This window comes from Nocardiopsis quinghaiensis (assembly GCF_008638365.1).
Classification (GTDB): domain Bacteria; phylum Actinomycetota; class Actinomycetes; order Streptosporangiales; family Streptosporangiaceae; genus Nocardiopsis; species Nocardiopsis quinghaiensis.
Genome location: NZ_VWVU01000020.1, coordinates 75,977 through 99,537 on the forward strand (window position 1 = coordinate 75,977; position 23,561 = coordinate 99,537).

Genomic DNA, 23,561 nt, shown 5'->3' on the forward strand with positions numbered 1-23,561 from the left:
CCGCCCGTCCCGGCGGAGACGGGCGGGCGCGGACCGGCCGGGGGAGGAGGCCGCGGCTCAGGCGGACTCGTCGAGCTTGGCCGACAGCTCGTTCAGCAGGCTCTCCCAGGACTTGACGAACTTGTCCACGCCCTCCTGCTCCAGCACGGCGAACACGTCGGTCAGGTCCACCCCGGCGTTCTCCAGGGCGGCGAAGTCGGCCCGGGCCTGCTCGTAGGTGCCGAGCACGGTGTTGCCGGCGATCTCGCCGTGGTCGGCGGTGGCGTCCAGGGTGGCCTGCGGCATCGTGTTCACGGTGTTGCGCGCCACCAGCTGGCTGACGTAGAGGGAGTCGTCGTAGGAGGGGTCCTTCACACCGGTGGACGCCCACAGCGGCCGCTGCGGCTTGGCGCCGTGCGCCTCCAGGGCCTTCCACTCGGGAGAGGCGAACACCTCCTCGTAGGCCTGGTAGGCCAGGCGGGCGTTGGCCAGCGCGGCCCGACCCTTCAGGGACAGCGCCTCGTCGGTGCCGATCGCCTCCAGGCGCTTGTCCACCTCGGTGTCCACGCGGCTGACGAAGAACGAGGCCACCGACTGGATCCGGGACAGGTCGTGGCCGTTGGTGCGGGCGAGCTCCATGCCCTCCAGGAACGCGTCCATCACCTGGCGGTAGCGCTCCAGGGAGAAGATCAGCGTGACGTTGACGCTGATGCCGTGCCCCAGCGCCTGGGTGATCGCGGACAGGCCCGCGGCCGTCGCCGGGATCTTGACCATCATGTTGGGCCGGTCCACCAGCCACCACAGCGCCTTGGCCTCGGCGACCGTGCGCTCGGTCTCGTTGGCCAGACGCGGGTCCACCTCCAGGGAGACCCGTCCGTCCACGCGGTCGGTGGAGTCGTAGACCGGACGCAGGGTGTCCGCGGCCCAGCGGATGTCGTAGGCGGTGATCATGCGGACCGCCTCCTCCACCGAGACGCCCCGCACGGCCAGTTCGCGGACCTGCTGGTCATAGGCGTCGCCCTCGGCGAGCGCCTTGTCGAAGATGGTGGGGTTGGAGGTGACGCCGACCAGGTGGTGGGTCGACATCAGCCCGGCCAGGTTGCCGCTGCGCAGCCGCTCACGGCTGAGGTCGTCCAACCAGACGGACACGCCCGCCTCGGACAGGTCTCGGAGTGCGTTGCTCATGGGTTCTCACGCCTTCCTAGGGGCGGAAGGTGCCGCCCCCGGTCGCACACGTCAAAAGTGGGGCGGGCCCCGCCGGGGTGTCCGGCGGGGCCCGCCGGGCTCAGCTTCCGGTCTTGGCGAGGCTCCTGCGGGCGGCCTCGACGACGGCCTCGGAGGTGAATCCGAACTTCTCGTACAGGACCTGGTACGAGGCGGAGGCCCCGTAGTGCTCCAGGCTGACCGACTCGCCGGCGTCACCGACGTACTCGCGCCAACCCATGGCGATCCCGGCCTCCACCGACACGCGGGCGCGCACCGAGGACGGCAGTACCTGCTCGCGGTACTCCTCGCTCTGGCGCTCGAACCACTCCACGCACGTCATGGACACCACACGGGTGGGCGTACCGGCCTCCTGCAGGGCCTTGCGGGCCTCCAGGGCGATCTGCACCTCGCTGCCGGTGGCCATGATGATCACCTCGGGGGCGTCCCCGTCGGCCTCGGCCAGCACGTAGCCGCCCTTGACCGCGCCCTCGGCCGAGGCGTACTCCTCGCGGTCCAGGGTGGGCACGTTCTGCCGGGTCAGCGCCAGCGCGGACGGGCGGTCGCCCCTCTCGATGACCGACCGCCACACCACGGCGGTCTCGTTGGCGTCGGCCGGCCGGATCACGTCCAGGCCGTAGATGGCGCGCAGCGCCCACAGGTGCTCGACCGGCTGGTGGGTGGGGCCGTCCTCGCCCAGGCCGATGGAGTCGTGCGTCCACACGTAGGTGACCGGCAACTGCATGATCGCGGCCAGCCGGACGGCGGGGCGCATGTAGTCGCTGAAGACCAGGAACGTGCCGCCGTAGGGGCGGGTGGGTCCGTGCAGGGCGATGCCGTTGAGGATCGTGCCCATGCCGTGCTCGCGCACGCCGAAGTGCAGCACGCGCCCGTAGGGGCTGCCCGGGAACATCTCACTGGCGCGGTCGAAGGGCAGGAAGGAGGGCTCGCCCTTGGGCGTGGTGTTGTTGGACCCGGCCAGGTCGGCCGATCCGCCCCACAGTTCGGGCAGCAGCGGCGCGACGGCCGAGAGGAACTCGCCGCTGGCCTTGCGGGTGGCGATGCCCTTCTCGTCGGGCTCGAAGGTGGGCACCGCCTTCTCCCAGCCCTCGGGAAGCCTGCCCTCGACCAGGCGGTCGAACAGCTCTGCGCGCTCCCCGGCGCTCTCGTGCCAGGCCTTGAACTCGACCTCCCAGGCGGCGTGCGCTTCACGGCCCCGGTCCACGACGCGGCGGGCGTGCTCGATGACCTCGTCCTCGACCGCGAAGGGCTCGTCGGGCAGACCCAGGATTCGCTTGGTGGCGGAGACCTCCGCCTCGCCGATGGCCGCGCCGTGGATGGCGCCGCTGTTCTGCTTGTTGGGCGCGGGCCAGCCGATGATGGTGCTCAGGCGGATGAAGGTCGGGCGCCCGGTCTCGGCCTTGCCGCGCAGGATCGCCTGGTACAGGGCGTCGACGTCCTCGACGTACTCGCCCCCGGCGGTCCAGTCGACCTCCTCGACGTGCCAGCCGTAGGCGCGGTAGCGCTCGGCCACGTCCTCGGAGTGGGCGATGCGGGTGTCGTCCTCGATGGAGATCCGGTTGTCGTCCCAGATCATGATGAGGTTGCCCAGCTTCTGGGTCCCCGCCAGGGCGCTGGCCTCGTGGCTCACGCCCTCCTGGACGTCGCCGTCGGAGCAGAACGCGTAGATGTGGTGGTCGAAGGGACTGGCGCCCGGACCGGCGTCCGGGTTGAACAGGCCGCGCTCGCGGCGGGCGGCCATGGCCATGCCGACCGCGTTGCCGAGGCCCTGTCCGAGCGGGCCGGTGGTGGTCTCCACGCCGGGGGTGTGGCTGAACTCGGGGTGGCCGGGAGTGCGGCTCTCCCACTGGCGCAGGTTCTTGAGGTCCTCCAGTTCCAGCCCGTATCCGGCGAGGTAGAGCTGGATGTACAGGGTGAGGCTGGAGTGGCCGATCGACAGGACGAAGCGGTCCCGGCCCGTCCACTCGGGGTCCGAGGGGTCGTGCCGCATGATCTTCTGGAAGAGCATGTAGGCGGCGGGAGCCAGGCTCATAGCGGTGCCGGGATGTCCGCTACCCGTCTTCTCGACCGCGTCCATCGCCAGCGCCCGGACCGTGTCGACGGTGCGGAGGTCGAGGTCCGACCACTCCAGGGTTTGCGGGGTGTGGGCGTTCACGGACTTTCGTTCTCCTTCTCGGGCCACCCCTCGCGTCCGGTGGCCGGAGCGCGGGGGTGTGTCGGTTGCGTTGGTTGTCGAACCGCCGCCGGGCACACCGGAGCGGCCCGCCCGCGAGGCGGGGCCGTGGGGAACAGGGGAGAGAAGGTCCGCGCATGGTGTACAGGGCGCGGACGTGTCCCCCTTGTCGTCCCCCGAACGACGGCCGTCGCGGCCTGAGAACCACGGCGGGTTCGGCCAATATCGAGCCTATCGTCCGACCCGGGGGATGTCTTTGCCCGACACCTCTCATTACCGGCAGGTAGGAAAGGGATGTCCGCCACCTCCGGTTCGGAGAGTGTTGATTCGGTCACTGCGGGTGAAAACCGGGGGTCCGTGGCCACCCCCGGGCGGTGCGTGGCAGGCTGGAAGCGTGTCGGGGCGTGTGCGACCCTGCTGTACACCCGGTGACCCTCCGCCGGCGCCCGACCCCCGGGGATCAGGGAGTTCTCCCGTCGAGGGGGCTGGTCCCCGGTCCCCGCGAGGAAGTACTACAGTATGTCGTTGACGGGGTTTCGGCCGATCCTGACGCTTTGTCGGTCCGCTCTACCCCGCGTGGCGAGCAGTGTCGAAATCCCTAGAGTTGTCGAGGTATCCGCGTGTCTGAAACCGAGCCGGTGCCCCCCGTGGGGACGCGAGCGAGCCGTCCGGCCGCGAGGACGCGGTACTGATGGCCCTGACCAACCGCGCTCCGCGAACGAACCCGGACGGTACCGGGCCCCAGCCTCCCCGCGGGGCCGCCTCCCTGGGCGCCTACGTCCGCGCCTACGTCGCGCTCTCCAAGCCCCGTGTCATCGAACTGCTGCTCATCACCACCATCCCGGTGATGTTCGTCGCCGCCGGGGGAGTGCCGCCGCTGTGGACCGCGGTGGCCACCCTGCTCTTCGGCACCATGTCGGCGGCCAGCGCGAACGCGATGAACTGCTACATCGACCGCGACATCGACCGTGAGATGCGCCGTACCCGCCAGCGCCCCGGCGCGATGGAGCTGGTGACCCCGCGCGGCGCGCTCGCCTACGGCCTGGTGCTGGCGGTGGGCTCCACCGCCGGGTTCGCCCTGCTGGTGAACCCGCTCTCGGCCGTGCTGTCGGCCTTCGCGATCCTGTTCTACATCTTCGTCTACACGATGCTGCTCAAGCGGCGCACCGCCCAGAACGTGGTGTGGGGCGGTATCGCCGGGTGCATGCCGGTGCTCATCGGCTGGGCGGCCGTGACCAACAGCCTGGACTGGGCGCCGTTCGTGCTGTTCCTGGTGGTGTTCTTCTGGACGCCGCCGCACACCTGGACGCTGGCCATGCGCTACAAGGAGGACTACGCGCAGGCCAGGGTCCCGATGCTGCCCGTGGTCGCCAGCGACCGCCGGGTGCTGCTGGAGTGCCTGCTCTACAGCTGGGCCACCGCGATCGTGTCGGTCGCCTTCTGGCCGGTGGCGGGCACCACCTGGTTCTACGGGGCCGTCGCCGTCGCCCTGGGCGCGCTGCTGGTCTTCCAGGCGCACCGCCTGCTCAACCGCTCCCGCGCCGGTGTGACCGGGGCCCGGCTCAAGACGATGGGCTTCTTCCACCTGTCCAACGCCTACCTGGCGCTGCTGTTCGTCGCGGTCACCGTCGACCCGCTGATCGCGAACATGCTGGCCTGACCGGTCCCGGAGCCTCAGCGTCCGCGCCAGGCGAGCACGGCCGTCCACACCGCGACCCCCGTCAGGACCAGCGCCAGGGGAACGTGTGCCTGGAGCGGCCCGTAGGTGCCCAGCGCGGCCTGCGCGAAGCCCAGCGCGAACGCCAGCAGGCTGACCAGCAGGACCGTCCGGGGAAGCCCGGCGCCGCGTCCGGACCCCTGCCAGTACAGCGCCGCGGCCAGTGCCTGCAGCCCGGCCAGTGTGTGCACCCCGAAGGCGCCGTAGTAGTGCAGGGGCAGCGCGTCCGCGTTGAACGTCACCAACTGCCCGGCGGTCGCGCCCTCCCACAGGATCGCGGCCAGGTGCAGGAGTACGGCCACGCGCAGGAGCCACAGCGGGCCCGTGGCGGGGTTCGTGGTCGACCGGTCCATGCGTGCGGCCCCTTCGTTCGAGGATCGGCGGTCTCGTCCGGATAAGATCCTGCCCCATTCCGGTCTCCGCCGCACCGCCGGAGCCGGACGTGCGGGTTCCGGGACGGTCACGCGGGGGCGGGATCCGAGGCCGCCCCACCTCCCGCTACGATCGGTGCCCATGCCCCGTCTCGACAGCAAGGCCATCCTGCAGGGCCGCCGCTCCCGTTACTCGCTGACCCTCATCCTGGGCACCACCGTCAGCGTGCTCTGCATGATCGGAATGCTGGTCTACCTGTGGCTGCTGGCCCTGGCCGGGGGAGCGGCCGCCGGGATCGACGGCGGTCTCGGCTTCGCCGTCAGCCTGGTCACCGCGGTCATCCCGGTGTGCATCCTCGTGCCGCTCATCCTCATGCTCGACCGGATCGAACCCGAGCCCGGATGGGTGCTGTTCTTCGCCTTCGCCTGGGGCGCGGGCGTGGCCGTGGTGGTCTCCCTGCTGCTCAACAGCTGGGGCCTGGCCCACGTCACCGTGCCGCTGTTCGGCCAGGACCTGGGCGACTTCCTGGGCACGTCGGTGGTGGCCCCCCTGGTGGAGGAGAGCGCCAAGGGCATGGTGCTGCTCATCCTGCTCTGGCGCCGCCGCTACGAGCTCGACACCTTCACCGACGGGGTCATCTACGCCGGGATGGTCGCCACCGGCTTCGCCTTCACCGAGAACATCCTGTACTTCCTCAGCGCGTTCTTCGACGGCACCCTGGTGGCCACCTTCGCCATCCGCGGGCTGGTCGCCCCGTTCGGGCACCCCGTCTACACCGCGATGGTGGGCATCGGCGTGGCCTACGCCGCCATGCGCACCGGTCCCCTGCGCCTCGTGGCCCCCGTCGCCGGGTGGGCGACGGCGGTGCTCCTGCACGGAATGTGGAACGGGTCCACCTACTTCGGCTGGTACGGCCTGGCCGTCGCCTACATGGTGTTGTTCGCCGCGCTCGTGGGCATCCTGGCGCTGGCCACCCGCGACCGCCACCGCCAGATCGGCGCGATCGCCCGCCACCTGCCGCCCTACGTCCCCACCGGACTGGTCACCCCGGCCGACATCGCCATGCTCAGCTCGCTGCAGGGACGCCGTCAGGCCCGCGACTGGGCGGCGCGCAACGCCGGGCGCAGGGGACGCGAGGCGATGAGGGAGTACCAGCTCGCCGCGACCGAGCTGGCGCTGCTGCACCAGAAGCTGGAGGCGGGACGGCCCCGCGGGGACTGGAAGACGCGCCGGGACTCCTTCCTGGCCCTGATGCACGTGGCCCGGGACACCTTCCTGGGACGTCTGCCCCAGCCGGTCAACCCGGGCTGGGCGGAGAGCCCCACCGACTCGGGTTTCCTGCGCCGGGCCGACTTCGCGCACGTCATCGCCCAGGCGCGGGCTCAGCAGGACTACGCTCCGCGTCACGGACAGCAGGGTCAGCGGGGTCCTCGCTGACCTCCCGGCCCGGGGGCGTCAGGCGCGTGGTGGAGAAGTACAGGCGGCAGATCGCGACCCAGGTCAGGGTCGAGCCGAGGACGTGCAGGACCACCAGGGTCGCGGGCAGGCCCAGCGCGTACTGGGTGTAGCCGAGCACGCCCTGGAGGACCACCGCGGCCAGGAGGAGCGCGCTGCTCGTCCGGACCGGCCGGCGGGCGCCTGTGCGGAAGGCGATCACCGCGGCCAGCAGGGCGCCCGCCAGGGTGAGCCAGGCCAGCGCGGAGTGCAGACGTGTGACCGCGGGCAGGTCGAAGGTCCAGCGGGGGGCGGCCGCGTCGCCGCCGTGCGGACCGGTACCGGTCACCACGGTCCCGGCGGCCAGCAGCATGAAGCCGACCACGACCAGGCCGACGCTGATCGCGTGCAGCATCGGGCCGACGGACACGCGCGGCCTGCCCTCGGGCTCCCGGCAGCGCACGTACAGGGCGACCGTGACGAAGACCACCACCATGGACAGCAGGAAATGCGCGGCCACCGAGGCGGGGTGCAGGTCGCTCCACACGGTGATGCCGCCGACCACGCCCTGCCCCAGGACCCCGAAGGGCACGACGGCGGCCATCCGGACCAGGTCGCGGCGGCGCGGGCTCATCCGCATGACGGCGACGAACGTGATGACGGCGACCGCCAGCACGACGAAGGTGAGCGTCCGGTTGCCGAACTCGATGGCGGCGTTGAAGGCGGCGTGCCCGGTGTCGACGGGCACGAAGCTCTCAGGAGTGCACCTGGGCCACTCCGAGCAGCCCAGGCCGGAGGAGGTGACACGCACGGTGGCGCCGGTGACGGCGATTCCGGCGTTGACGACGATGTTGCCGAACGTCCAGGCGCTCAGCGACCTCCGGGTGGGGTGCCAGATGGTGCGCGCCAGAAGCACCAGTGCGAGTACTCCGGCGGCCACGACGGCGATCTGCCAGGCCCACAGGGGGGCTCCGAGAAGGGCGATGTCCTCCGCCGCGAGTGGGGGGACCGTGTTCGCGGCCAGCACCGCGGAGGCCGGGGAAACAGACATACGACAGACTGTAGTACATCGCTTCGGGGGCTGTTACCCAGCCCCGGCGCAGCCTCCACCTGCGTCGACGCGGCCGTCCCGCGGCAGGCGGAAGGGGGCGCCCACGGGTGGGCGCCCCCTGGGCCGCCTAGCCGCTGTGGTCCGAGATGCACTGGTTGAGCAGGTTCAGGTCCAGGATGATCAGGCCCAGGTCGTTCTGCTGGGACACGCATGCCTCGTACGCGTCGCTCCCGGCGGAAGCGGTGCCGACACCCATACCGAGCAGGCCGGCGGTGAACAGAGCGGTCATCATCAGTTTGGCGGTGGTGCGCATGGCTCCCCCTTCGAATGCGGTGGTCGAACCGTTTGGCCGACCCACCAGGACAGATAACCATTTGTGCGCGTTCGGAAACACAGAGTGCAGATCTGGGTTCTCTCCCTGCCTTTCGGACGGAGCACCCCAAGTCACCCGCGGTGTCACCGCGGTCCGTTCCGCGTGTCGTGGGGTCGCCGCCCGCCCGGTACGTCGTCGGGTGCGCCGGGACGGAGGCGTCGACGCCGGTTCCCGCCTCAGCGGTCGCGGGGGTGGTCCTCGCGAGAGGACCGCGCGGAGGGCTCGCCGGACTCACGTCCGTGGTCGCCGTGCCCGGCCGAGGCGCGGGTGGAGCCCGCGCTGGCGGCGATCACGCACGCCACCGCGAACCACTGCCACACGGTCAGCAGTTCATCGAGCAGTACCAGTCCCACGAGCGCCGCCGCGGCGGGCTGCAGGCTCATCAGCACGCCGAACACCCGCGGCGGCATGCGGCGCAGGGCGTTCAACTCCAGCGTGTACGGCACCACCGAGGACAGTACGCCGACCACCAGGCCGAAGAGCAGCAGGCGCCAGTCCAGCAGGGCCGCGCCGCCCTCGATGACGCCCATCGGGGCCATGACCACCGCGCCGACCACGCTGGCGATCGCCAGCCCGGACGCACCGCTGAACCGCTGGCCCGTCGCCGCGCTGAGCAGGATGTACCCCGCCCACGCGGCCGCCGCCAGCACCGCGAACGCGATGCCGAGCGGGTCCATCGACCCCGACTCCGCTCCCAGCGCGACCACGCCCAGCCCGGCCATGCCCGCCCACAGCAGGTCGATCCGGCGCCGCGAGCCCAGGATCGCGATGGCCAGCGGCCCCAGATACTCGATGGTGACGGCGATCCCCAGCGGGATCCTCGCGAACGCCTGGTAGATGAGGAAGTTCATCATCGCCAGCGCGGTGCCGTAGCCGACCACCACCAGCCAGTCGGCGCGGGAACGCGCGCGGAGCACAGGCCGGGCCACCAGGACCAGGAGCACCGCGGAGGTCAGCAGCCGCAACCACACGACCGCCGCCGGGGGAAGCGCGTCGAACAGGTTCTTGGCCACCCCCGCGCCGGTCTGCACCGAGACGATGCCGACCAGCACCAGCCAGACCGGGGGTACCGCCTCCGCCGCGCGCCACGGGGAGAGGGGTGCCTTGGGGCGGTCCGGGGTGCTCATGGCAAATCATCCTATGTTTTCGGGCAGCCCCTCCGTCTTCCTGCCGACCGGTACGTCCCGGCCACCTCCGGACGGGCCACGGGCGACGACCGCCGCCAGCAGCAGCAGCCAGGCGACCGTCGCCACCCCGGGCTGCACCAGCGTCATGACCAGCCCGTACACCGTCCGTTCCGCCTGGTCGGTGAGGAGTTGCAGTCCGATCCACAGGTACGGCAGCGCCGCGGCGCCCAGGTTCGTCACCAACGCGGCCCACACCAGTCCGGGACGCGCCGGGCGCCGCCGCACCAGCAGCGCGCCGCCCACCGCGAGCAGGAGCAGCGGGGGCCCGAGGTGTCGGACCGCCATGAACCAGGGGACGCCGATCGCTTCCATGCTCGGACACTACCGAGCCCACCGCGAGCAACAGAGGGTGAGCATGCACAAAACAGGCCAAGTGGTGTGAAATGGTCCGTGGCCGTGGACGTTCCACGCCCCTCACCCGGTAGCCCGCTGGAGTCCCTCACATGTCCCGACGCCGTGCACGCGCCCCCCGCGCCCACGAACGGTACGTACCCCGCTGGCCCCTCGTCGCCGGAGCCCTGGCACTGCTCCTGGTCGCCGTCATCGGTGGCTACACCGGGGGCCTGCTCGCGGCCGACGGCGAGGAGGCCGAGGAGCCGGACGTGCGTGTGGAAGCAGGCCTCCTCGCCCAGCCCCCCGGTGCTCCCGAGGAGACCGAGGCGCTGGCCGAGGAGGAGACGGAGGAGGCGGTCGTCCATCCGGCGGGGCTGGACCCCGAACTCGTCTACGTCCTGCAGAACGTGCACGGCGACCGGGTCATGGACGTCGTCGACAAGTCCACCGCCAACGGCGCCCCCGTCCACCTCTGGGACCGCCATGACGACACCAACCAGCAGTGGCGGTTCGTCCCCGTGGAGGAGGGCTTCTACGAGATCGAGGGCATCGGCAGCGGCAAGCTCCTGGAGATCCCCTCCGACCCCGCGGCCCAGCCGGGATCGGCCCTGCTCACCCGTACCGGGTCGCCCAACCAGCACTGGGCCGTGATCGAGGTCGGCCCGAACGTGGTCCGCCTGGTCAACCGCGCCACCGGCCAGGCCCTGGAAGGACAGGGCGGGGCCCCGGACAACGGCACCCGGATCACCCAGGCGCCCGACGGCGGGCACGCCCACCAGCAGTGGCGGCTGCTACCCCTGGGCTGAGCCCGTCCCACGCACACCCCGCCGCGGGCGTCCCCGGGGTCAGCCGAGCAGCAGGGAGCGCACGGTCTTCCAACACCTCTCGTCGGCGGCGTCGAGCAGCCCGACGGCGTCGTCTCCGGGCCGGTACGCGCTTCCGTCCGGACGCAGGGACACACCGCCCGCCTCGGTCAGCATCAGCGCGCCGGGGGCATGGTCCCAAGGCAGGGTCCGGTGGAACAGCACGAAGTCCAGCTCACCCTCGAAAAGGAGGGGGTAGTCCACCCCGGCGCAGTGCGTTCCCGGTCCGATCTCGGCGAACCCGGGTGCCACCTCCTCCACACGCCGTCGCGCGGCGGGGCCGAGGAAACGGGTCAGCACAGCACCGCGCATGCCGGAGGGGGAGGCGGGGGCCGGCGCCCGCCGCACGCGCACCCCGTCCCGCCAGGTGCCCGAGCCCCGTTCCGCGACGTAGACACGCCGTGCGCAGGGCTGCACGATCCACGCGGCGACGGTCTCGCCCCCGCGCACCAGGGCCGCCATCACCGCGTACTCGGGGCGGCCGTTCACGAAGTTCCTCGTACCGTCCAGCGGGTCGACCAGCCAGACCGTGGGCTCCTCGCGCAGTGCGCGCAGCAGTGCGGGATCGGCCGAGGCGGCCTCCTCGCCCACCACCGGCGCGTCGACGATCGCGCGGAGCCGGCCGCTGATGAGTTCCTCGGCCTCGCGGTCGGCCACGGTGACGATCTCCCCGGGCGACTTCTCCACGACCTGGCCCTCGGACAGGGCCCGGAAGCGGGGGAGGACCACCTCCTCCACCGCTTCGTGGAGGATGGCGGTCACCGCGTCGACGTCGAACATGGTCCGATGCTAGAACCCGGCCCGCCGAACGGAGTCGGGCGGGGCACCCGCCCCCCGCGGCCCGGGTGGCCGCCGGAGGACCCAGCCCTCCCCGCCCCTGGGCGCACGCCCCGCTGGCGGTGGTCAGTCCCAGCGGAAGAAGCGACTGGCCAGGAGGCCGCAGACGAGGGCCCACACGGCCAGTACCGCGAAGGCGCCCAGCCCCGGAAGGGAGCCCTCGGCCAGGGCCGCCCGCAGCCCCGAACTGAGCGCGGTGATGGGCAGGACCGACGCAGCCTGCTCCAACGGGCCGGGGAAGCTGCTGGTCGGGAACAGCACCCCGCCCAGGCCCAGCATCAGCACGTACACCAGGTTGGCTCCGGCCAGGGTCGCCTCGGCCCGCAGCGTGCCCGCCATCAGCAGGGCCAGCGAGCTGAACGCGGCGGTCGCCAGCAGCACCAGCACGGCCGCCGCCAGCACGCTCCCCGGAGCCAGCGAGGGAGACCAGCCCAGCGCCAGCGCCACCGCGCACAGCACCACCACCTGAATCGTCTGTACGCCCAGTACGGCAAGGGTCTTGGCGGCCAGCAGCCCGAACCGGGACAGCGGGGTCGCCCCCAGCCGCTTGAGGACCCCGTAGCGGCGCTCGAAACCGGTGCCGATGGCCAGGCCCGTGAACGACGTGGACATCACCGCCAGCGCCAGCACGCCGGGCGTGAGCGCGTCCACACGGGGCCCCTCGCCCACGTCCAGCACCGAGGTGAGGCTGAACCCCACCAGCAGCAGCACCGGGATCACCATGGTCAGCAGGAACTGCTCGCCGTGGCGCAGCATCACCCGCAGCTCCATACCGGCCTGCGAGGCGACCATCCGCCACATCGGGGCGGCCCCGGGCGCGGGAGTGAACAGTGAGACGTCGTCGCCTCCGGCGGCGGGCGCGGTCGCCCGGGCGGATGCGGTGGAGGTGTGCTCGGTCATTGTTCGCGCAGTTCCCGACCGGTGAGTTGGAGGAAGACGTCTTCGAGGGTACGTCGCCGCATGCGCAGATCCTCGGCCAGCACTCCGGTCGAGGCGCACCAGGCGGTGACCGCCGCCAGGAACTCCGGGTCGAGCGCGTCGGGGTCGTCGGTGGTGATCGTGTACTCGCGGCGGCCGTCGGCGGCGCCCTGCGAGCCGACCCGGCTGCCCGCGGGCAGGACGGCCTCCAGCCGCCCGGTGTCCACGGCCGCGTCCGTGGAGAAGCACACCTCGCGGCGGCCCCCGGTCAGCTCGGCCGGGGTGCCCTCGGCGGCGACGGCGCCGCGGTCGATGACGACCACGTGGTCGGCCAACCGCTCGGCCTCCTCCATGTGGTGCGTGGTCAGGATCACGGCCACACCCGCTCCGCGCAGGGCCGTCACCAGGTCCCAGGTGGCCATGCGCGCCTGCGGGTCCAGCCCCGCGGTCGGCTCGTCCAGGAAGACCAGTTCGGGGCGCCCGACCACGGCGCAGGCCAGCGACAGGCGCTGTTGCTGGCCGCCGGACAGGCGGCGGAACGGCGTGGTGGCCACGGAGGTCAGGCCGAGCCGCTCCAGCAGCAGGCGGGGCTCGATCGGCCGCGCGTGGAAGGAGGCCAGCAGCCTCAGCCACTCGGCGGCACGGGCGCCGGTGGGCACCCCGCCGGACTGGGGCATCACCCCCACGCGGGGCTTGAGGGCGGCGGCGTCGGCGACGGGGTCCAGACCCAGTACCCGCACCCGCCCGCCGTCGGCGCGGCGAAAGCCCTCGCAGACCTCGATGGTGCTGGTCTTGCCCGCGCCGTTGGGCCCGAGCAGTGCCGTCACCGCGCCCCGGCGCGCGCTGAAGGTGAGGCCGGTGACTGCGGTGGTGGCGCCGTAGCGCTTCACCAGATCGACGACCTCGACCGCGGCTGTGTCCATGGGGCCTGAGTCTACGTGCGGCCCGGCGGAGCGGCTCACCACCCCGGACCGGGCGCCGTCGGGCCGGGGGGAGCGAGGAGCGCGGGAGGTCCGCATTCCGGGACGGCCGTACCAGCATGCGGTCAGTCGGAATGATTCGGCCCCGGTTCGGGGTTACGCCCCGAGTGCGTCGCGTGAGTGAATTCGCTGTTAGGCAAGGCTGACCTTCGTGACAAAAGGCATGAGGCGGGGTTTGCCTAGGTGGACTTATTTAGGCCACACTGATGTTGTCAAAAGATGAGCCGTGTTTTCGAGGAGGGAGGGGAGCGCCCGTGTCCGAAGGTATGCCCCGCCCCCTGGCCGGACCTGAACGCGGTGCCGAGACCGGCACCCGCGCCCGGGTCGCCCGGCTCATCCTGGAGAAGGGTCCGATCACCGCCTCCTCGCTCGGAAAGCGACTCGGGCTCACTCCGGCGGCCATCCGCCGCCACCTTGACAACCTGACCAGCGAGGGCATGGTCGAGGCCCGCGACGCCCGGCCCCACGGCGAACGCCGCCGCAGGGGCCGTCCGGCGCGCGTCTTCGCCATCACCGAGGCCGGACGCGACGCCTTCGTCCACGCCTACGACGACCTCGCCACCAGCGCGCTCCGCTTCCTGGCCGAGACGTCAGGGCCCGGGGCCGTCGGTGAGTTCGCCCGCAGCCAGGTCGCCGACCTGGAGCGGCGCTACAAGCCCGTGCTGGACGCGGTTCCCGCGGAACAACGCGTCCGGCTGCTGGCCGAGGCCCTCTCCAACGACGGCTACGCCGCCACCGCGGGCCAGGCGCCCGCACCCGGGGGCGGCGACCAACTGTGCCAGCACCACTGCCCCGTCGCGCACGTGGCCGCCGAGTTCCCGCAACTCTGTGAGGCCGAGATCGAGGCCTTCGCGCGACTTCTGGGCACCCCGGTGCGCAGATTGGCCACCATCGCCCACGGCGACGGTGTGTGCACCACGCACGTCACCCCGCGGGGTGACGTGGCGAGCGGGGAGGACGGCACCCCCGCGTCCAAGGCCGTCCGCCAGGCGGCGGACGGTTCAGTTCACCAGCAGGACGTCTGAGTCCAGGAGGAGTCCGCGCATGACTTCTATCGCGCATCCCGAGCTTGAGGGGATCGGAACATACGAGTACGGCTGGTCCGACTCCGACGTGGCCGGTTCCACGGCCCGTCGTGGCATCAACGAAGAGGTCGTCCGCGACATCTCCGCCAAGAAGGACGAGCCGGAGTGGATGACCAAGCTCCGTCTCAAGTCCCTGAAGCTCTTCGGTAAGAAGCCCATGCCCGACTGGGGCGCGGACCTGTCCAAGATCGACTTCGACAACATCAAGTACTTCGTGCGGTCCACGGAGAAGCAGGCCACCTCCTGGGAGGAACTGCCCGAGGACATCAAGAACACCTATGACAAGCTCGGCATCCCCGAGGCGGAGAAGCAGCGCCTGGTCTCCGGTGTCGCCGCGCAGTACGAGTCCGAGGTCGTGTACCACCAGATCCGCGAGGACCTGGAGGAGCAGGGCGTCATCTTCATGGACACCGACACCGCTCTCAAGGAGCACCCGGAGGTCTTCGAGGAGTACTTCGGCTCGGTGATCCCGCCCGGCGACAACAAGTTCGCCGCGCTCAACACCTCCGTGTGGAGCGGCGGGTCCTTCATCTACGTGCCCAAGAACGTGCACGTGGAGATCCCGCTCCAGGCCTACTTCCGGATCAACACCGAGAACATGGGCCAGTTCGAGCGGACCCTGATCATCGTCGACGAGGGCGCCTACGTCCACTACGTCGAGGGCTGCACCGCGCCGATCTACAAGTCGGACTCGCTGCACTCCGCGGTCGTCGAGATCATCGTCAAGAAGAACGCCCGCTGCCGTTACACGACCATCCAGAACTGGTCGAACAACGTCTTCAACCTGGTCACCAAGCGCGCCGTCGCCGAAGAGGGCGCGACCATGGAGTGGATCGACGGCAACATCGGCTCCCAGGTCACCATGAAGTACCCGGCCGTGTACCTGATGGGCGAGCACGCCAAGGGCGAGACCCTGTCCATCGCCTTCGCGGGCGAGGGCCAGCACCAGGACACCGGCTCCAAGATGGTGCACTGCGCGCCCAACACCTCCTCCAACATCATCTCCAAGTCGGTGGCACGCGGCGGGGGCCGCGCCTCCTACCGGGGACTGGTGCAGGTTCAGGAGGGGGCCGACCACTCCAAGTCCTCCGTCAAGTGCGACGCGCTGCTGATCGACACCATCAGCCGCTCGGACACCTACCCCTACAACGACCTGCGCGAGGACGACGCCGAGCTCGCGCACGAGGCGACCGTCTCCAAGGTCAGCGAGGACCAGCTCTTCTACCTGATGAGCCGGGGGATGGACGAGGACGAGGCCATGGCCATGATCGTGCGCGGGTTCGTCGAGCCCATCGCGCGTGAGCTGCCCATGGAGTACGCGCTGGAACTGAACCGGCTGATCGAACTTCAGATGGAAGGAGCGGTTGGTTAAGTTGACCAGCCCGAGCACCGAACCCAAGGCCCACAGCCACGGCCTCGGGGAGATCCCGTTCTCCAAGTTGGCCACCCACGGGTCCTTCGACGTGAACGACTTCCCCGTGCCCAACGGCCGTGAGGAGGAGTGGCGCTTCACGCCGCTGCGCCGCCTCAGGGGTCTGCACGACGGCAAGGCCGTCGCGGGCGGCACCGACAAGGTCGACGTCGACGCCCCCGAGGGTGTCACCGTCGAGACGGTCGGCCGCGACGACGCCCGTATCGGCACCGCCGGCTTCCCCGCCGACCGTGTGACCGCCCAGGCCCACAGCTCCTTCGAGCAGGCCACGGTCATCACCGTCGCGCAGGGCGCGGTCCCGGAGCGGCCGGTCACCGTCAACCGCGAGGCCCGGGGCGGAACCCGTTACGACCAGTTCGTCGTCGAGGTCAAGCCGCTGGCCGAGGCGGTCGTCGTCCTCAACCACACCGGCACGGGCGTGCGCGCGGGCAGCGTGGACGTCCACGTCGGCGAGGGCGCGCGCCTGACCCTGATCAGCCTCCAGGACTGGGACAACGACGCCGTCGACGTCTCCCAGCACAACGCCCAGGTCGCCAAGGACGCCACGTTCAAGTCGATCGTGATCACCCTGGGCGGCGACCTGGTCCGGCTCTCCCCGAAGGTGGCCTACAAGGGGCGCGGCGCCAACGCCGAGCTGCACGGCCTGTACTTCACCGGCGACGGCCAGCACCACGAGCACCGCTCGCTCATCGACCACAACGTCTCCAACACCCGCTCGCGGGTGGAGTACAAGGGTGCGCTGAGCGGCAAGGGCGCCCACGGTGTGTGGATCGGTGACGTGATCATCGGCGAGGGCACCACCGGTACCGACTCCTACGAGCACAACCGCAACCTCCAGCTCACCGACGACACCCGCGTGGACTCGGTGCCCAACCTGGAGATCTTCACCGGTGAGGTGGAGGGCGCCGGGCACGCCTCCGCGAGCGGCCGCCTCGACGACATCCACCTGTTCTACCTGCGCTCCCGGGGCATCCCGGAGGACGAGGCCCGCCGCCTGGTCATCCGCGGTTACTTCCTGGAGCTCATCGGTCGGATCCCGGTCGGGGAGCTGCGCGAGGGCATCATGGCCAAGGTCGAGCGAAAGCTGGCCGAGCATGAGTGAGTCCGGTCGCTGGGTGAAGGTCGCCGAACTCGAGGAGATCCCCGAAGAAGGGGTTCTGGGAATCGAGACCGACGACGAGACGCCCATCGCCCTGGTCCGCAGCGAGGGCGAGGTCTACGCCGTGCGAGACGTGTGCTCGCACGCCGAGGTCCGCCTGTCCGAGGGAGAGGTCGAGGACGGCACCATCGAGTGCTGGCTGCACGGCTCGTGCTTCGACCTGAGCTCGGGAGCGCCGATCAACCCGCCCGCCACACAGGCGGTCCCCACCTACGACGTGAAGATCGAAGGCGACAACGTGCTCGTGTCGCTGGATGAGAAGAATTCCTGAGGCCTGAAATGACGAAATTCGAAATCCGCGGTCTGCGCGCCGACGTCCTCATCGGTGAGGACGAGCGGCAGGAGATCCTCAAGGGCGTCGACCTGACCATCAACTCCGGTGAGACCCACGCCATCATGGGTCCCAACGGCTCGGGCAAGTCCACCCTCGCCTACGCGATCGCCGGCCACCCGCGCTACGAGATCACCGAGGGCGATGTCCTGGTCGACGGCGAGAACATCCTGGAGATGAGCGTCGACGAGCGTGCCCGCGCCGGCGTGTTCCTGGCCATGCAGTACCCGGTCGAGGTTCCGGGTGTGTCCATGTCCAACTTCCTGCGCAGCTCGGTCACCTCGGTGCGCGGCGAGGCCCCCAAGCTCCGTCAGTTCTCCAAGGAGCTGCAGGGCGCGATGAAGAACCTGGCCATCGACTCGGCCTTCGCCGCCCGTGGCGTCAACGAGGGTTTCTCCGGCGGTGAGAAGAAGCGCCACGAGATCCTCCAGCTGGAGCTGCTCAAGCCCAAGGTCGCCATCCTGGACGAGACCGACTCCGGCCTGGACGTCGACGCGCTCAAGATCGTCTCCGAGGGCGTCAACCGCGCCAAGGAGGGCGGCGAGATGGGCGTCATGCTCATCACCCACTACACCCGGATCCTCAACTACGTGAAGCCCGACTTCGTGCACGTCTTCGCCAACGGCCGCATCGCCGAGTCCGGCGGCGCCGAGCTGGCCGACGTGCTGGAGGCCGACGGCTACGAGCGTTTCGTGAAGGCGGGCGCGTAATCCCATGACCACAAGCGAGTTCGGCCGGGCCGGGACGGGCCCGCTTGACGTCGCGGCGATCCGGGAGGACTTCGCGATCCTCTCCCGGACCGTCCGCGACGGGCGGCCGCTGGTGTACCTCGACTCCGGCGCCACCTCACAGAAGCCCCGTCAGGTGCTCGACGCCGAGCGTGAGTTCTACGAACACCACAACGCCGCGGTGCACCGTGGCGCGCACCAGCTCGCGGAGGAGGCGACCGACGCCTACGAGGCGGCACGGGAGACCATCGCCCGGTTCATCGGGGCCGACGTCGGGGAGGTGGTGTTCACCAAGAACGCCACCGAGGGCGTCAACCTGGTGACCTACGCGCTGAGCAACTCCGCGACGGCCGACGAGGAGCTGCGCCGCTTCCAGGTCGGACCCGGCGACGAGGTCGTGGTGACCGAGATGGAACACCACGCCAACCTGGTGCCCTGGCAGCAGCTGTGCCAGCGCACCGGTGCGACGCTGCGCTGGTTCCCGGTGACCGGGGAGGGCCGTCTGGACCTCTCCGACCTCGGGAACCTGGTCAACGAGCGCACCAAGGTGGTGGCGTTCAGCCACCAGTCCAACGTGCTGGGCACCGTGAACCCGGTTCGGCCCCTGGTCGAGCGGGCCCGCGAGGTCGGCGCGCTGACGGTGCTGGACGCCTGCCAGTCGGTTCCGCACATGCCGGTCGACGTGTCCGAGCTCGGCGTGGACTTCCTGGTCTTCTCCGGGCACAAGATGCTCGGTCCCAACGGCATCGGGGTGCTGTGGGGACGCCGGGAACTGCTGGAGGCCATCCCGCCGTTCATCACCGGCGGCTCCATGATCGGCGTGGTCCACATGGAGTACTCCACGTGGGCCGACCCGCCCCAGCGGTTCGAGGCCGGGGTGCCGATGGCACCCCAGGCCGTCGGCCTGGCCGCGGCCTGTGACTACCTGTCCGAGGTGGGCATGGACCGGGTGGCCGAGCACGAGCACGCGCTCACCGAGTACGCGCTCGAACGCGTCGGCGCGCTCGACGGCGTGCGGATCGTCGGTCCGACCGAGGCGGTGGACCGCGGCGGCGCGGTCTCCTTCGTCGTGGACGACATCCATCCGCACGACGTGGGCCAGGTGCTCGACGACCAGGGCGTGGAGGTCCGGGTGGGCCACCACTGCGCCTGGCCGCTACACCGCAAGCTGGGTATCGTCGCAACCACGCGTGCGTCCTTCTACCTCTACAACACGTTGGAGGACGTGGACGCGCTCGTGGAGGCCATCAGGGCCGCGCAGAAGTTCTTCGGGACCCGGCCCTAGAGCGAGGACGACCATGCAGTTGGACGCGATGTACCAGGAGATCATCCTGGACCACTACCGCAATCCGCACCACAAGGGCCTACGGGATCCGCACGACGCCGAGGCCCACCACATCAACCCCACCTGCGGGGACGAGGTGACACTCCGTGTGGCGCTGACCCCCGCCGAGGGCACCGACGTCCTCGACGACAAGGCCGTCATCAGTGACGTCTCCTACGACGGGATGGGCTGCTCGATCAGCCAGGCCAGCACCTCGGTGCTGACCGACCTGCTCATCGGCCGGACCGTCGCCGAGGGCATGACCACCCTGGACGCCTTCACGGAGCTGATGCAGTCCAGGGGCAAGGGCGAGCCCGACGAGGACGTGCTGGAGGACGCCGTGGCGTTCGTCGGGGTGTCCAAGTACCCCGCGCGGATCAAGTGCGCCCTGTTGGGGTGGATGGCCTGGAAGGACGCGGTGTCCCAGTCGCTGGAGAAGGAAACCGTCTGATGAGCGAGAACGAGATGACAACGACCGAGGCCACGGAGGCCGCCGAGGCCGCCGAGGCCGCGCCCCTCTCTCCGGAGGCGGAGGCGCTGGCCGAGGAGATCGGCGAGGCGCTCAAGGACGTGATCGACCCCGAGCTGGGCGTGAACGTCGTTGACCTGGGCCTGCTGTACGGGGTGAACGCCGACGACACGACCATCACGCTGGACATGACCCTGACCAGCGCGGCGTGCCCCCTGACCGACGTCATCGAGGACCAGACCAACAGCGCCCTCGACGAGTTCGGGCGCGAGGTCAAGATCAACTGGGTCTGGATGCCGCCGTGGGGTCCGGACAAGATCACCGACGACGGGCGTGACCAGCTGCGCATGCTGGGCTTCAACGTCTGACGCGGTACGCACACGCGGGCGGGGGGGGGCCCGGGGGGGGGCGGCCCCCCCCCCGGCGGGGGGGGGGGGGGGGGGGGGGGCGGGGGGGGGCCCCCCCCCCGCCCGCGTTCGTGGTGGTGGGTCAGAGGGTGACCGGGGTGCCGTCGAAGCGGCGCAGGGTGACGGGCCCGCGTGCCTGCGGGGCGTGTCCGGCGGACACGCGCGGCCCCGTGCCTAGTGCGTGGCGAACAGACCCGAGCGCAGCTCCGCGGCGATGTCGTTGTCCCCGCGCAGGGACAGCAGGTCGATCAGCGACTGCGGGTCGGCGAGGGACTCGTCGTCGTTGTCGGTGATGCGGCGGGAGAGGATCTTCAGGGCCTCGTCGGTGGAGGCGGGGGCGGTGTACCCGCTCAGGTGCAGCGCCCGGGAGGCGGGGGAGTAGCGGCTCAGGTCGGTGGCGGGCAGTTTGCGCGCGTCCAGACGGTCACCGGCCACCGTGATGAACATGCGGTCGCCGGGCTGTGCGGCCTGGCGGCGCAGCAGGGGGCGCAGGGAGTCGAACGCGGGCTGGTCGCGCCAGACCAGCACCAGAAGGTCGGCCCCCGGCGCGGTCAGGCACAGCAGGCGCCCGGGCTGGAGGCCCAGGTGGGTGGCGTAGCCGTTGGGGACGGCCACGGGCGCGCCGTTGAGGTGGTCGGCGGTGATGTCGATGCGGTGCCACCAGCGCCCGTCCGGTGCGCGGAAGCAGCGGGCCGACATGGCGGAGTCGCTCGCACCGGGCCGTGAGGGCGGAGGCGGGTGAGAGGCGGGTGCGGCCGCCGGCACCCCGGGGGGCGGGGCGCCGTGGGCCTGCCCGGGCTGCGGCCCGAGCGGAACGACGCGGTGCGGGTCCAGGACCGCGGTGCCGAAGGAGGCGCCCTGGTCGTGCACGGGTCTTTGCTGGTGGACGGGCTCGGGCTCGCTCGGGGACTGGGGCTGCCCGTCCATGCGGCGCCGTATCGGCAGTCCGTTCTCGGTGGTGGCCCCCGACTCCTCCTGTGCGGTGTGGCCCGCGTGGCCCGTGGGCACCTCCATGGGAACCGACGGGTCCACGAACACGTGCCCGTCCCTCAGACTCACTCCCGGAGTGCTCAGCAGCCAGGCGCGCAACTCCTGTTGGCGGATGCCGATCCGGCTCAGCCGGATACCGGCCTCGGTCATGCTGGGAGAGTCGCCCAGCAGTTCGCGGGTCTGCCAGCGCAACCGGTTGGGGTCGTCGGCGATCAGCCAGCCGTTGTGCATGCGCCGGTCCGTGAACAGGGTGATGATCACCCGCCACAGGGGCGTGTGCAGGGTGGGGACGTCCACCGGGTGGTCGGGGTGGGCGTTGATCAGCCGGTCGATGGTGGTGGCCGAGCCCAGCTGCTCGGACAGCTCGCGCAGGTGCTTGGTGATCGCCGCGCCCTCGGGCGCGTTGAGCCAGTGCAGCAGGCGCTCCTCGACCTTGCGCTGGGCGGTGCGGATCTCGGTGACGTCCACCGCGATCTGCTCCGACAGCACGCGGATGCTGATGGGGTCGGTCGCGAACAGGCGCTCGGCGGCGACGGTGCGCTCCAGCTCGGGCCAGGAGCGGAACATCTCCTCCACCAGGTCCACCAGCGGGTGCTGGCCCAGCGCGGGGGCGGGGGGCCGCTCCTCCACGTGGTCGGGGCGTGTCGCCTTGGGCGGGCCGAAGCTGGGGCGGCGCAGTGTGCGCCCGGGGCCCAGCAGGGAACTGCGGAACTGCGAGCGCAGGTCGCCCGCGCCGTCGGCCCGGGCGCCGTCACCGCCCACCGCCTCGGAGTTCAGGGCGGAACTGGGGATCATCGCGGCGGAGCTGACCATGGCGGTGGGGGCCATGGGCTGGTCACCGGTCTCGGCCCCGGACTCCGGGTTCTCCTCGCGCTGGGCGCGCAGGGCCCTCAGAGTGCGGATCGCGCGGGTGGCCGGGGTCTGGGGCGGCGCCGGGCCGGTCCCGGCTCTCCCGGAGCCTCCCGCGTCGCGGTTGGCGCCCGTGGCGGCGTTGAGGTAGTCCAGCGCGTTGCGCACGTGTTCGGGGGCCGAGTCGGGCATCCAGTGGGTGATGGTGCGCACGGCCTCCATCATCAGCGCGGGGGAGGGCGTGGGGCCCGCGGGCAGTTCACAGCAGGGGCGCAGCGCACGCCAGGCCACCGTGCTCACCACGTCCATGGCGCCGCAGCCGGGAAGCCGCCACTCGCCGATCTCCTGGGGACTGGCGGAGATGAGGTGCTCCCAGTCCCCGGCGGTGGCGGTGACCGCGCCGCGGACGGGCTCGGAGAGGTCGGAGCAGTCCACCGGCTGGGTGCGCAGGCTCGGCAGGAACTCGGCCAGGGGGACGTGCGCCCACTGCTCCAGCGCCAGGCGGGCGATGCCGTGGGCGAGCCAGGGCGGGCCCGCGATGTCCAGGACGCGCGCGACCGGCAGCGAGTACCACCAACCGTCGATCAGGCGGTCGTGGTGGAGCAGGGGTGCCACATCCGGCGACTTCGACCACCGCAACGCGGGCGCGAGGTCGACGAGGCAGATCGGAGAGACGGCGTTCATCCGCTGGGGACCTCGACCTCCTGGTGTCTGCACGTGAATTGGGAAGGAACCGCACGGGCCTTCGGTTCGATGCACCACAGTACGCGCCCCTCACCCGCGTGGGGCCCGGACGGAAAGCCGGTCCGGTGCGCCGTGGGTGGGCACGGCGAGCCGGGGGACAGGGGTGCCGTGAGCACTTCTCCGAGATCGTACGTGCCTGCGGGCCACATGGGTAGCCCCGAGCAGGGCCCGGCCTGGAGGTGCCGCCGGGCGAACACGGTGCGTGTCCACCTGGGCGGGGGAGTTTCACGCCTGTGACCTGCGCGGGTATGTGATCTACCTCATATCGGACTTCGGGATGCCCACGGGCTCATCGGTCGTCGGTGTCCACGACACCTGCGTGTCCGTTGCCCCTCCCGGGGCCGCGGGCGCGTGCCGTGTACCGGGTGGGACGGGGCCGGCGCGGGGGTGCGTCGACGCACCCTGATCCAGGCGGGCTGTCACCGGTGGTGGGTATGCTGGACGGGCACTGTCCTCGCCCGAACGACCTCCGGCCGGGCGGCCGCGTCCGGCGGCCGAGCAGGGGTCGACGGTGTTCGGACACGGGTCGGTGGCCGGAATACGGCCCGACACCAGCGATTGCCGTACACGCGCGCCCCCGGCGCTGCTCAGGCGTGGGACGG

At 71.1% G+C, this 23,561-nt stretch carries 22 protein-coding genes; 11 read left to right on the forward strand and 11 right to left on the reverse strand.

The genetic code is table 11. From position 1 onward, the window contains the following. Window positions 1-57: 57 nt before the first annotated feature. Together tal and tkt are read right to left on the reverse strand one after the other, a co-directional pair. Window positions 58-1,164: a transaldolase gene (tal, locus tag FYX01_RS19665; RefSeq protein WP_150243516.1), complete on the reverse strand. Its 1,107-nt coding sequence runs from the start codon at window positions 1,162-1,164 to the stop codon at window positions 58-60. A gap of 100 nt (window positions 1,165-1,264) precedes the next feature. After that, a complete protein-coding gene (tkt, locus tag FYX01_RS19670) occupies window positions 1,265-3,358 on the reverse strand; it encodes a transketolase (protein ID WP_150243518.1) in 2,094 nt (697 codons plus the stop codon). Between the two features lie 709 nt (window positions 3,359-4,067). On the opposite strand from tkt, the gene FYX01_RS19675 reads away from it, so the two are divergent. After that, window positions 4,068-5,036 carry a heme o synthase gene (locus tag FYX01_RS19675; RefSeq protein WP_150243520.1) on the forward strand — a complete coding sequence of 323 codons (969 nt, stop codon included), beginning with the start codon at window positions 4,068-4,070 and terminating at the stop codon, window positions 5,034-5,036. A 14-nt stretch (window positions 5,037-5,050) separates the two neighbouring features. Here the strand turns inward: FYX01_RS19675 and FYX01_RS19680 are convergent, their stop codons facing one another. After that, a complete protein-coding gene (locus FYX01_RS19680) occupies window positions 5,051-5,446 on the reverse strand; it encodes a hypothetical protein (protein ID WP_150243522.1) in 396 nt (131 codons plus the stop codon). 160 nt (window positions 5,447-5,606) lie between these two features. On the opposite strand from FYX01_RS19680, the gene FYX01_RS19685 reads away from it, so the two are divergent. Beyond that, window positions 5,607-6,902 (forward strand): PrsW family intramembrane metalloprotease, encoded by a 1,296-nt coding sequence (locus tag FYX01_RS19685; protein ID WP_150243524.1) that lies wholly within the window; start codon window positions 5,607-5,609, stop codon window positions 6,900-6,902. Here the strand turns inward: FYX01_RS19685 and FYX01_RS19690 are convergent. From FYX01_RS19690 to FYX01_RS19705, 4 genes are all read right to left on the reverse strand, one after another. Beyond that, window positions 6,829-7,950 (reverse strand): COX15/CtaA family protein, encoded by a 1,122-nt coding sequence (locus FYX01_RS19690; protein WP_150243526.1) that lies wholly within the window; start codon window positions 7,948-7,950, stop codon window positions 6,829-6,831. The two genes, FYX01_RS19685 and FYX01_RS19690, sit on opposite strands and share 74 nt — an antisense overlap. 127 nt (window positions 7,951-8,077) lie before the next feature. Beyond that, entirely contained in the window at window positions 8,078-8,263 is a 186-nt protein-coding gene (locus tag FYX01_RS19695) for a hypothetical protein (protein WP_150243528.1), read from the reverse strand. Between the two features lie 236 nt (window positions 8,264-8,499). Next, complete coding sequence (locus FYX01_RS19700) at window positions 8,500-9,450, reverse strand: EamA family transporter (RefSeq protein WP_150243530.1); 951 nt, start codon at window positions 9,448-9,450, stop codon at window positions 8,500-8,502. 6 nt (window positions 9,451-9,456) lie between these two features. Further along, window positions 9,457-9,822 (reverse strand): hypothetical protein, encoded by a 366-nt coding sequence (locus FYX01_RS19705; protein WP_150243532.1) that lies wholly within the window; start codon window positions 9,820-9,822, stop codon window positions 9,457-9,459. Window positions 9,823-9,953: 131 nt separating this feature from the next. On the opposite strand from FYX01_RS19705, the gene FYX01_RS19710 reads away from it, so the two are divergent. Further along, on the forward strand, window positions 9,954-10,649 hold the full coding sequence (locus FYX01_RS19710) for an RICIN domain-containing protein (protein ID WP_150243534.1): 696 nt from the start codon (window positions 9,954-9,956) through the stop codon (window positions 10,647-10,649). A 39-nt stretch (window positions 10,650-10,688) separates the two neighbouring features. Here the strand turns inward: FYX01_RS19710 and FYX01_RS19715 are convergent, their stop codons facing one another. The 3 genes from FYX01_RS19715 to FYX01_RS19725 form a co-directional block, all read right to left on the reverse strand. Further along, complete coding sequence (locus FYX01_RS19715) at window positions 10,689-11,486, reverse strand: inositol monophosphatase family protein (protein ID WP_150243536.1); 798 nt, start codon at window positions 11,484-11,486, stop codon at window positions 10,689-10,691. 123 nt (window positions 11,487-11,609) lie between these two features. Beyond that, window positions 11,610-12,443 carry an ABC transporter permease gene (locus tag FYX01_RS19720; RefSeq protein WP_150243539.1) on the reverse strand — a complete coding sequence of 278 codons (834 nt, stop codon included), beginning with the start codon at window positions 12,441-12,443 and terminating at the stop codon, window positions 11,610-11,612. Beyond that, entirely contained in the window at window positions 12,440-13,384 is a 945-nt protein-coding gene (locus FYX01_RS19725) for an ABC transporter ATP-binding protein (RefSeq protein ID WP_150243541.1), read from the reverse strand. The genes FYX01_RS19720 and FYX01_RS19725 overlap by 4 nt, the downstream gene beginning before the upstream one ends. 323 nt (window positions 13,385-13,707) lie before the next feature. On the opposite strand from FYX01_RS19725, the gene FYX01_RS19730 reads away from it, so the two are divergent. From FYX01_RS19730 to FYX01_RS19765, 8 genes are read left to right on the forward strand one after another with little or no spacing between them, the layout of a single operon-like run. Then, on the forward strand, window positions 13,708-14,466 hold the full coding sequence (locus FYX01_RS19730; protein WP_190394401.1) for a helix-turn-helix transcriptional regulator: 759 nt from the start codon (window positions 13,708-13,710) through the stop codon (window positions 14,464-14,466). A 19-nt stretch (window positions 14,467-14,485) separates the two neighbouring features. After that, window positions 14,486-15,898 carry a Fe-S cluster assembly protein SufB gene (gene sufB / locus FYX01_RS19735; protein WP_150243545.1) on the forward strand — a complete coding sequence of 471 codons (1,413 nt, stop codon included), beginning with the start codon at window positions 14,486-14,488 and terminating at the stop codon, window positions 15,896-15,898. 1 nt (window position 15,899) lies between these two features. After that, window positions 15,900-17,060, forward strand: a complete 1,161-nt coding sequence (gene sufD / locus FYX01_RS19740) for a Fe-S cluster assembly protein SufD (protein WP_150243547.1) — start codon at window positions 15,900-15,902, stop codon at window positions 17,058-17,060. After that, entirely contained in the window at window positions 17,053-17,388 is a 336-nt protein-coding gene (locus tag FYX01_RS19745; protein ID WP_150243549.1) for a non-heme iron oxygenase ferredoxin subunit, read from the forward strand. The genes sufD and FYX01_RS19745 overlap by 8 nt, the downstream gene beginning before the upstream one ends. 8 nt (window positions 17,389-17,396) lie before the next feature. Beyond that, window positions 17,397-18,158, forward strand: a complete 762-nt coding sequence (sufC, locus tag FYX01_RS19750; protein WP_150243551.1) for a Fe-S cluster assembly ATPase SufC — start codon at window positions 17,397-17,399, stop codon at window positions 18,156-18,158. A gap of 4 nt (window positions 18,159-18,162) precedes the next feature. Then, on the forward strand, window positions 18,163-19,461 hold the full coding sequence (locus FYX01_RS19755; protein WP_150243553.1) for a cysteine desulfurase: 1,299 nt from the start codon (window positions 18,163-18,165) through the stop codon (window positions 19,459-19,461). Window positions 19,462-19,474: 13 nt separating this feature from the next. Then, window positions 19,475-19,951 (forward strand): Fe-S cluster assembly sulfur transfer protein SufU, encoded by a 477-nt coding sequence (gene sufU / locus FYX01_RS19760; RefSeq protein WP_150243555.1) that lies wholly within the window; start codon window positions 19,475-19,477, stop codon window positions 19,949-19,951. Further along, window positions 19,951-20,337, forward strand: coding sequence for a metal-sulfur cluster assembly factor (locus FYX01_RS19765; RefSeq protein ID WP_150243557.1), 387 nt, complete (start codon window positions 19,951-19,953; stop codon window positions 20,335-20,337). Before sufU ends, FYX01_RS19765 begins: the two co-directional genes overlap by 1 nt. Before the next feature lie 213 nt (window positions 20,338-20,550). Here FYX01_RS19765 and FYX01_RS19775 read toward each other — a convergent pair whose 3' ends face one another. Next, window positions 20,551-22,899, reverse strand: a complete 2,349-nt coding sequence (locus FYX01_RS19775) for a hypothetical protein (protein WP_150243559.1) — start codon at window positions 22,897-22,899, stop codon at window positions 20,551-20,553. Between the last annotated feature and the right edge of the window lie 662 nt (window positions 22,900-23,561).

What these genes read in the sequence shown, in the direction of transcription:
- tal (WP_150243516.1), bottom strand. Translation starts at nt 1,164, where the DNA reads ATGAGCAACGCACTCCGAGACCTGTCCGAGGCGGGCGTGTCCGTCTGG.
- FYX01_RS19675 (WP_150243520.1), top strand. Translation starts at nt 4,068, where the DNA reads ATGGCCCTGACCAACCGCGCTCCGCGAACGAACCCGGACGGTACCGGG.
- FYX01_RS19680 (WP_150243522.1), bottom strand. Translation starts at nt 5,446, where the DNA reads ATGGACCGGTCGACCACGAACCCCGCCACGGGCCCGCTGTGGCTCCTG.
- FYX01_RS19685 (WP_150243524.1), top strand. Translation starts at nt 5,607, where the DNA reads ATGCCCCGTCTCGACAGCAAGGCCATCCTGCAGGGCCGCCGCTCCCGT.
- FYX01_RS19690 (WP_150243526.1), bottom strand. Translation starts at nt 7,950, where the DNA reads ATGTCTGTTTCCCCGGCCTCCGCGGTGCTGGCCGCGAACACGGTCCCC.
- FYX01_RS19695 (WP_150243528.1), bottom strand. Translation starts at nt 8,263, where the DNA reads ATGCGCACCACCGCCAAACTGATGATGACCGCTCTGTTCACCGCCGGC.
- FYX01_RS19700 (WP_150243530.1), bottom strand. Translation starts at nt 9,450, where the DNA reads ATGAGCACCCCGGACCGCCCCAAGGCACCCCTCTCCCCGTGGCGCGCG.
- FYX01_RS19705 (WP_150243532.1), bottom strand. Translation starts at nt 9,822, where the DNA reads ATGGAAGCGATCGGCGTCCCCTGGTTCATGGCGGTCCGACACCTCGGG.
- FYX01_RS19710 (WP_150243534.1), top strand. Translation starts at nt 9,954, where the DNA reads ATGTCCCGACGCCGTGCACGCGCCCCCCGCGCCCACGAACGGTACGTA.
- FYX01_RS19715 (WP_150243536.1), bottom strand. Translation starts at nt 11,486, where the DNA reads ATGTTCGACGTCGACGCGGTGACCGCCATCCTCCACGAAGCGGTGGAG.
- FYX01_RS19720 (WP_150243539.1), bottom strand. Translation starts at nt 12,443, where the DNA reads ATGACCGAGCACACCTCCACCGCATCCGCCCGGGCGACCGCGCCCGCC.
- FYX01_RS19725 (WP_150243541.1), bottom strand. Translation starts at nt 13,384, where the DNA reads ATGGACACAGCCGCGGTCGAGGTCGTCGATCTGGTGAAGCGCTACGGC.
- FYX01_RS19730 (WP_190394401.1), top strand. Translation starts at nt 13,708, where the DNA reads ATGCCCCGCCCCCTGGCCGGACCTGAACGCGGTGCCGAGACCGGCACC.
- sufB (WP_150243545.1), top strand. Translation starts at nt 14,486, where the DNA reads ATGACTTCTATCGCGCATCCCGAGCTTGAGGGGATCGGAACATACGAG.
- FYX01_RS19745 (WP_150243549.1), top strand. Translation starts at nt 17,053, where the DNA reads ATGAGTGAGTCCGGTCGCTGGGTGAAGGTCGCCGAACTCGAGGAGATC.
- sufC (WP_150243551.1), top strand. Translation starts at nt 17,397, where the DNA reads ATGACGAAATTCGAAATCCGCGGTCTGCGCGCCGACGTCCTCATCGGT.
- FYX01_RS19755 (WP_150243553.1), top strand. Translation starts at nt 18,163, where the DNA reads ATGACCACAAGCGAGTTCGGCCGGGCCGGGACGGGCCCGCTTGACGTC.
- sufU (WP_150243555.1), top strand. Translation starts at nt 19,475, where the DNA reads ATGCAGTTGGACGCGATGTACCAGGAGATCATCCTGGACCACTACCGC.
- FYX01_RS19765 (WP_150243557.1), top strand. Translation starts at nt 19,951, where the DNA reads ATGAGCGAGAACGAGATGACAACGACCGAGGCCACGGAGGCCGCCGAG.
- FYX01_RS19775 (WP_150243559.1), bottom strand. Translation starts at nt 22,899, where the DNA reads ATGAACGCCGTCTCTCCGATCTGCCTCGTCGACCTCGCGCCCGCGTTG.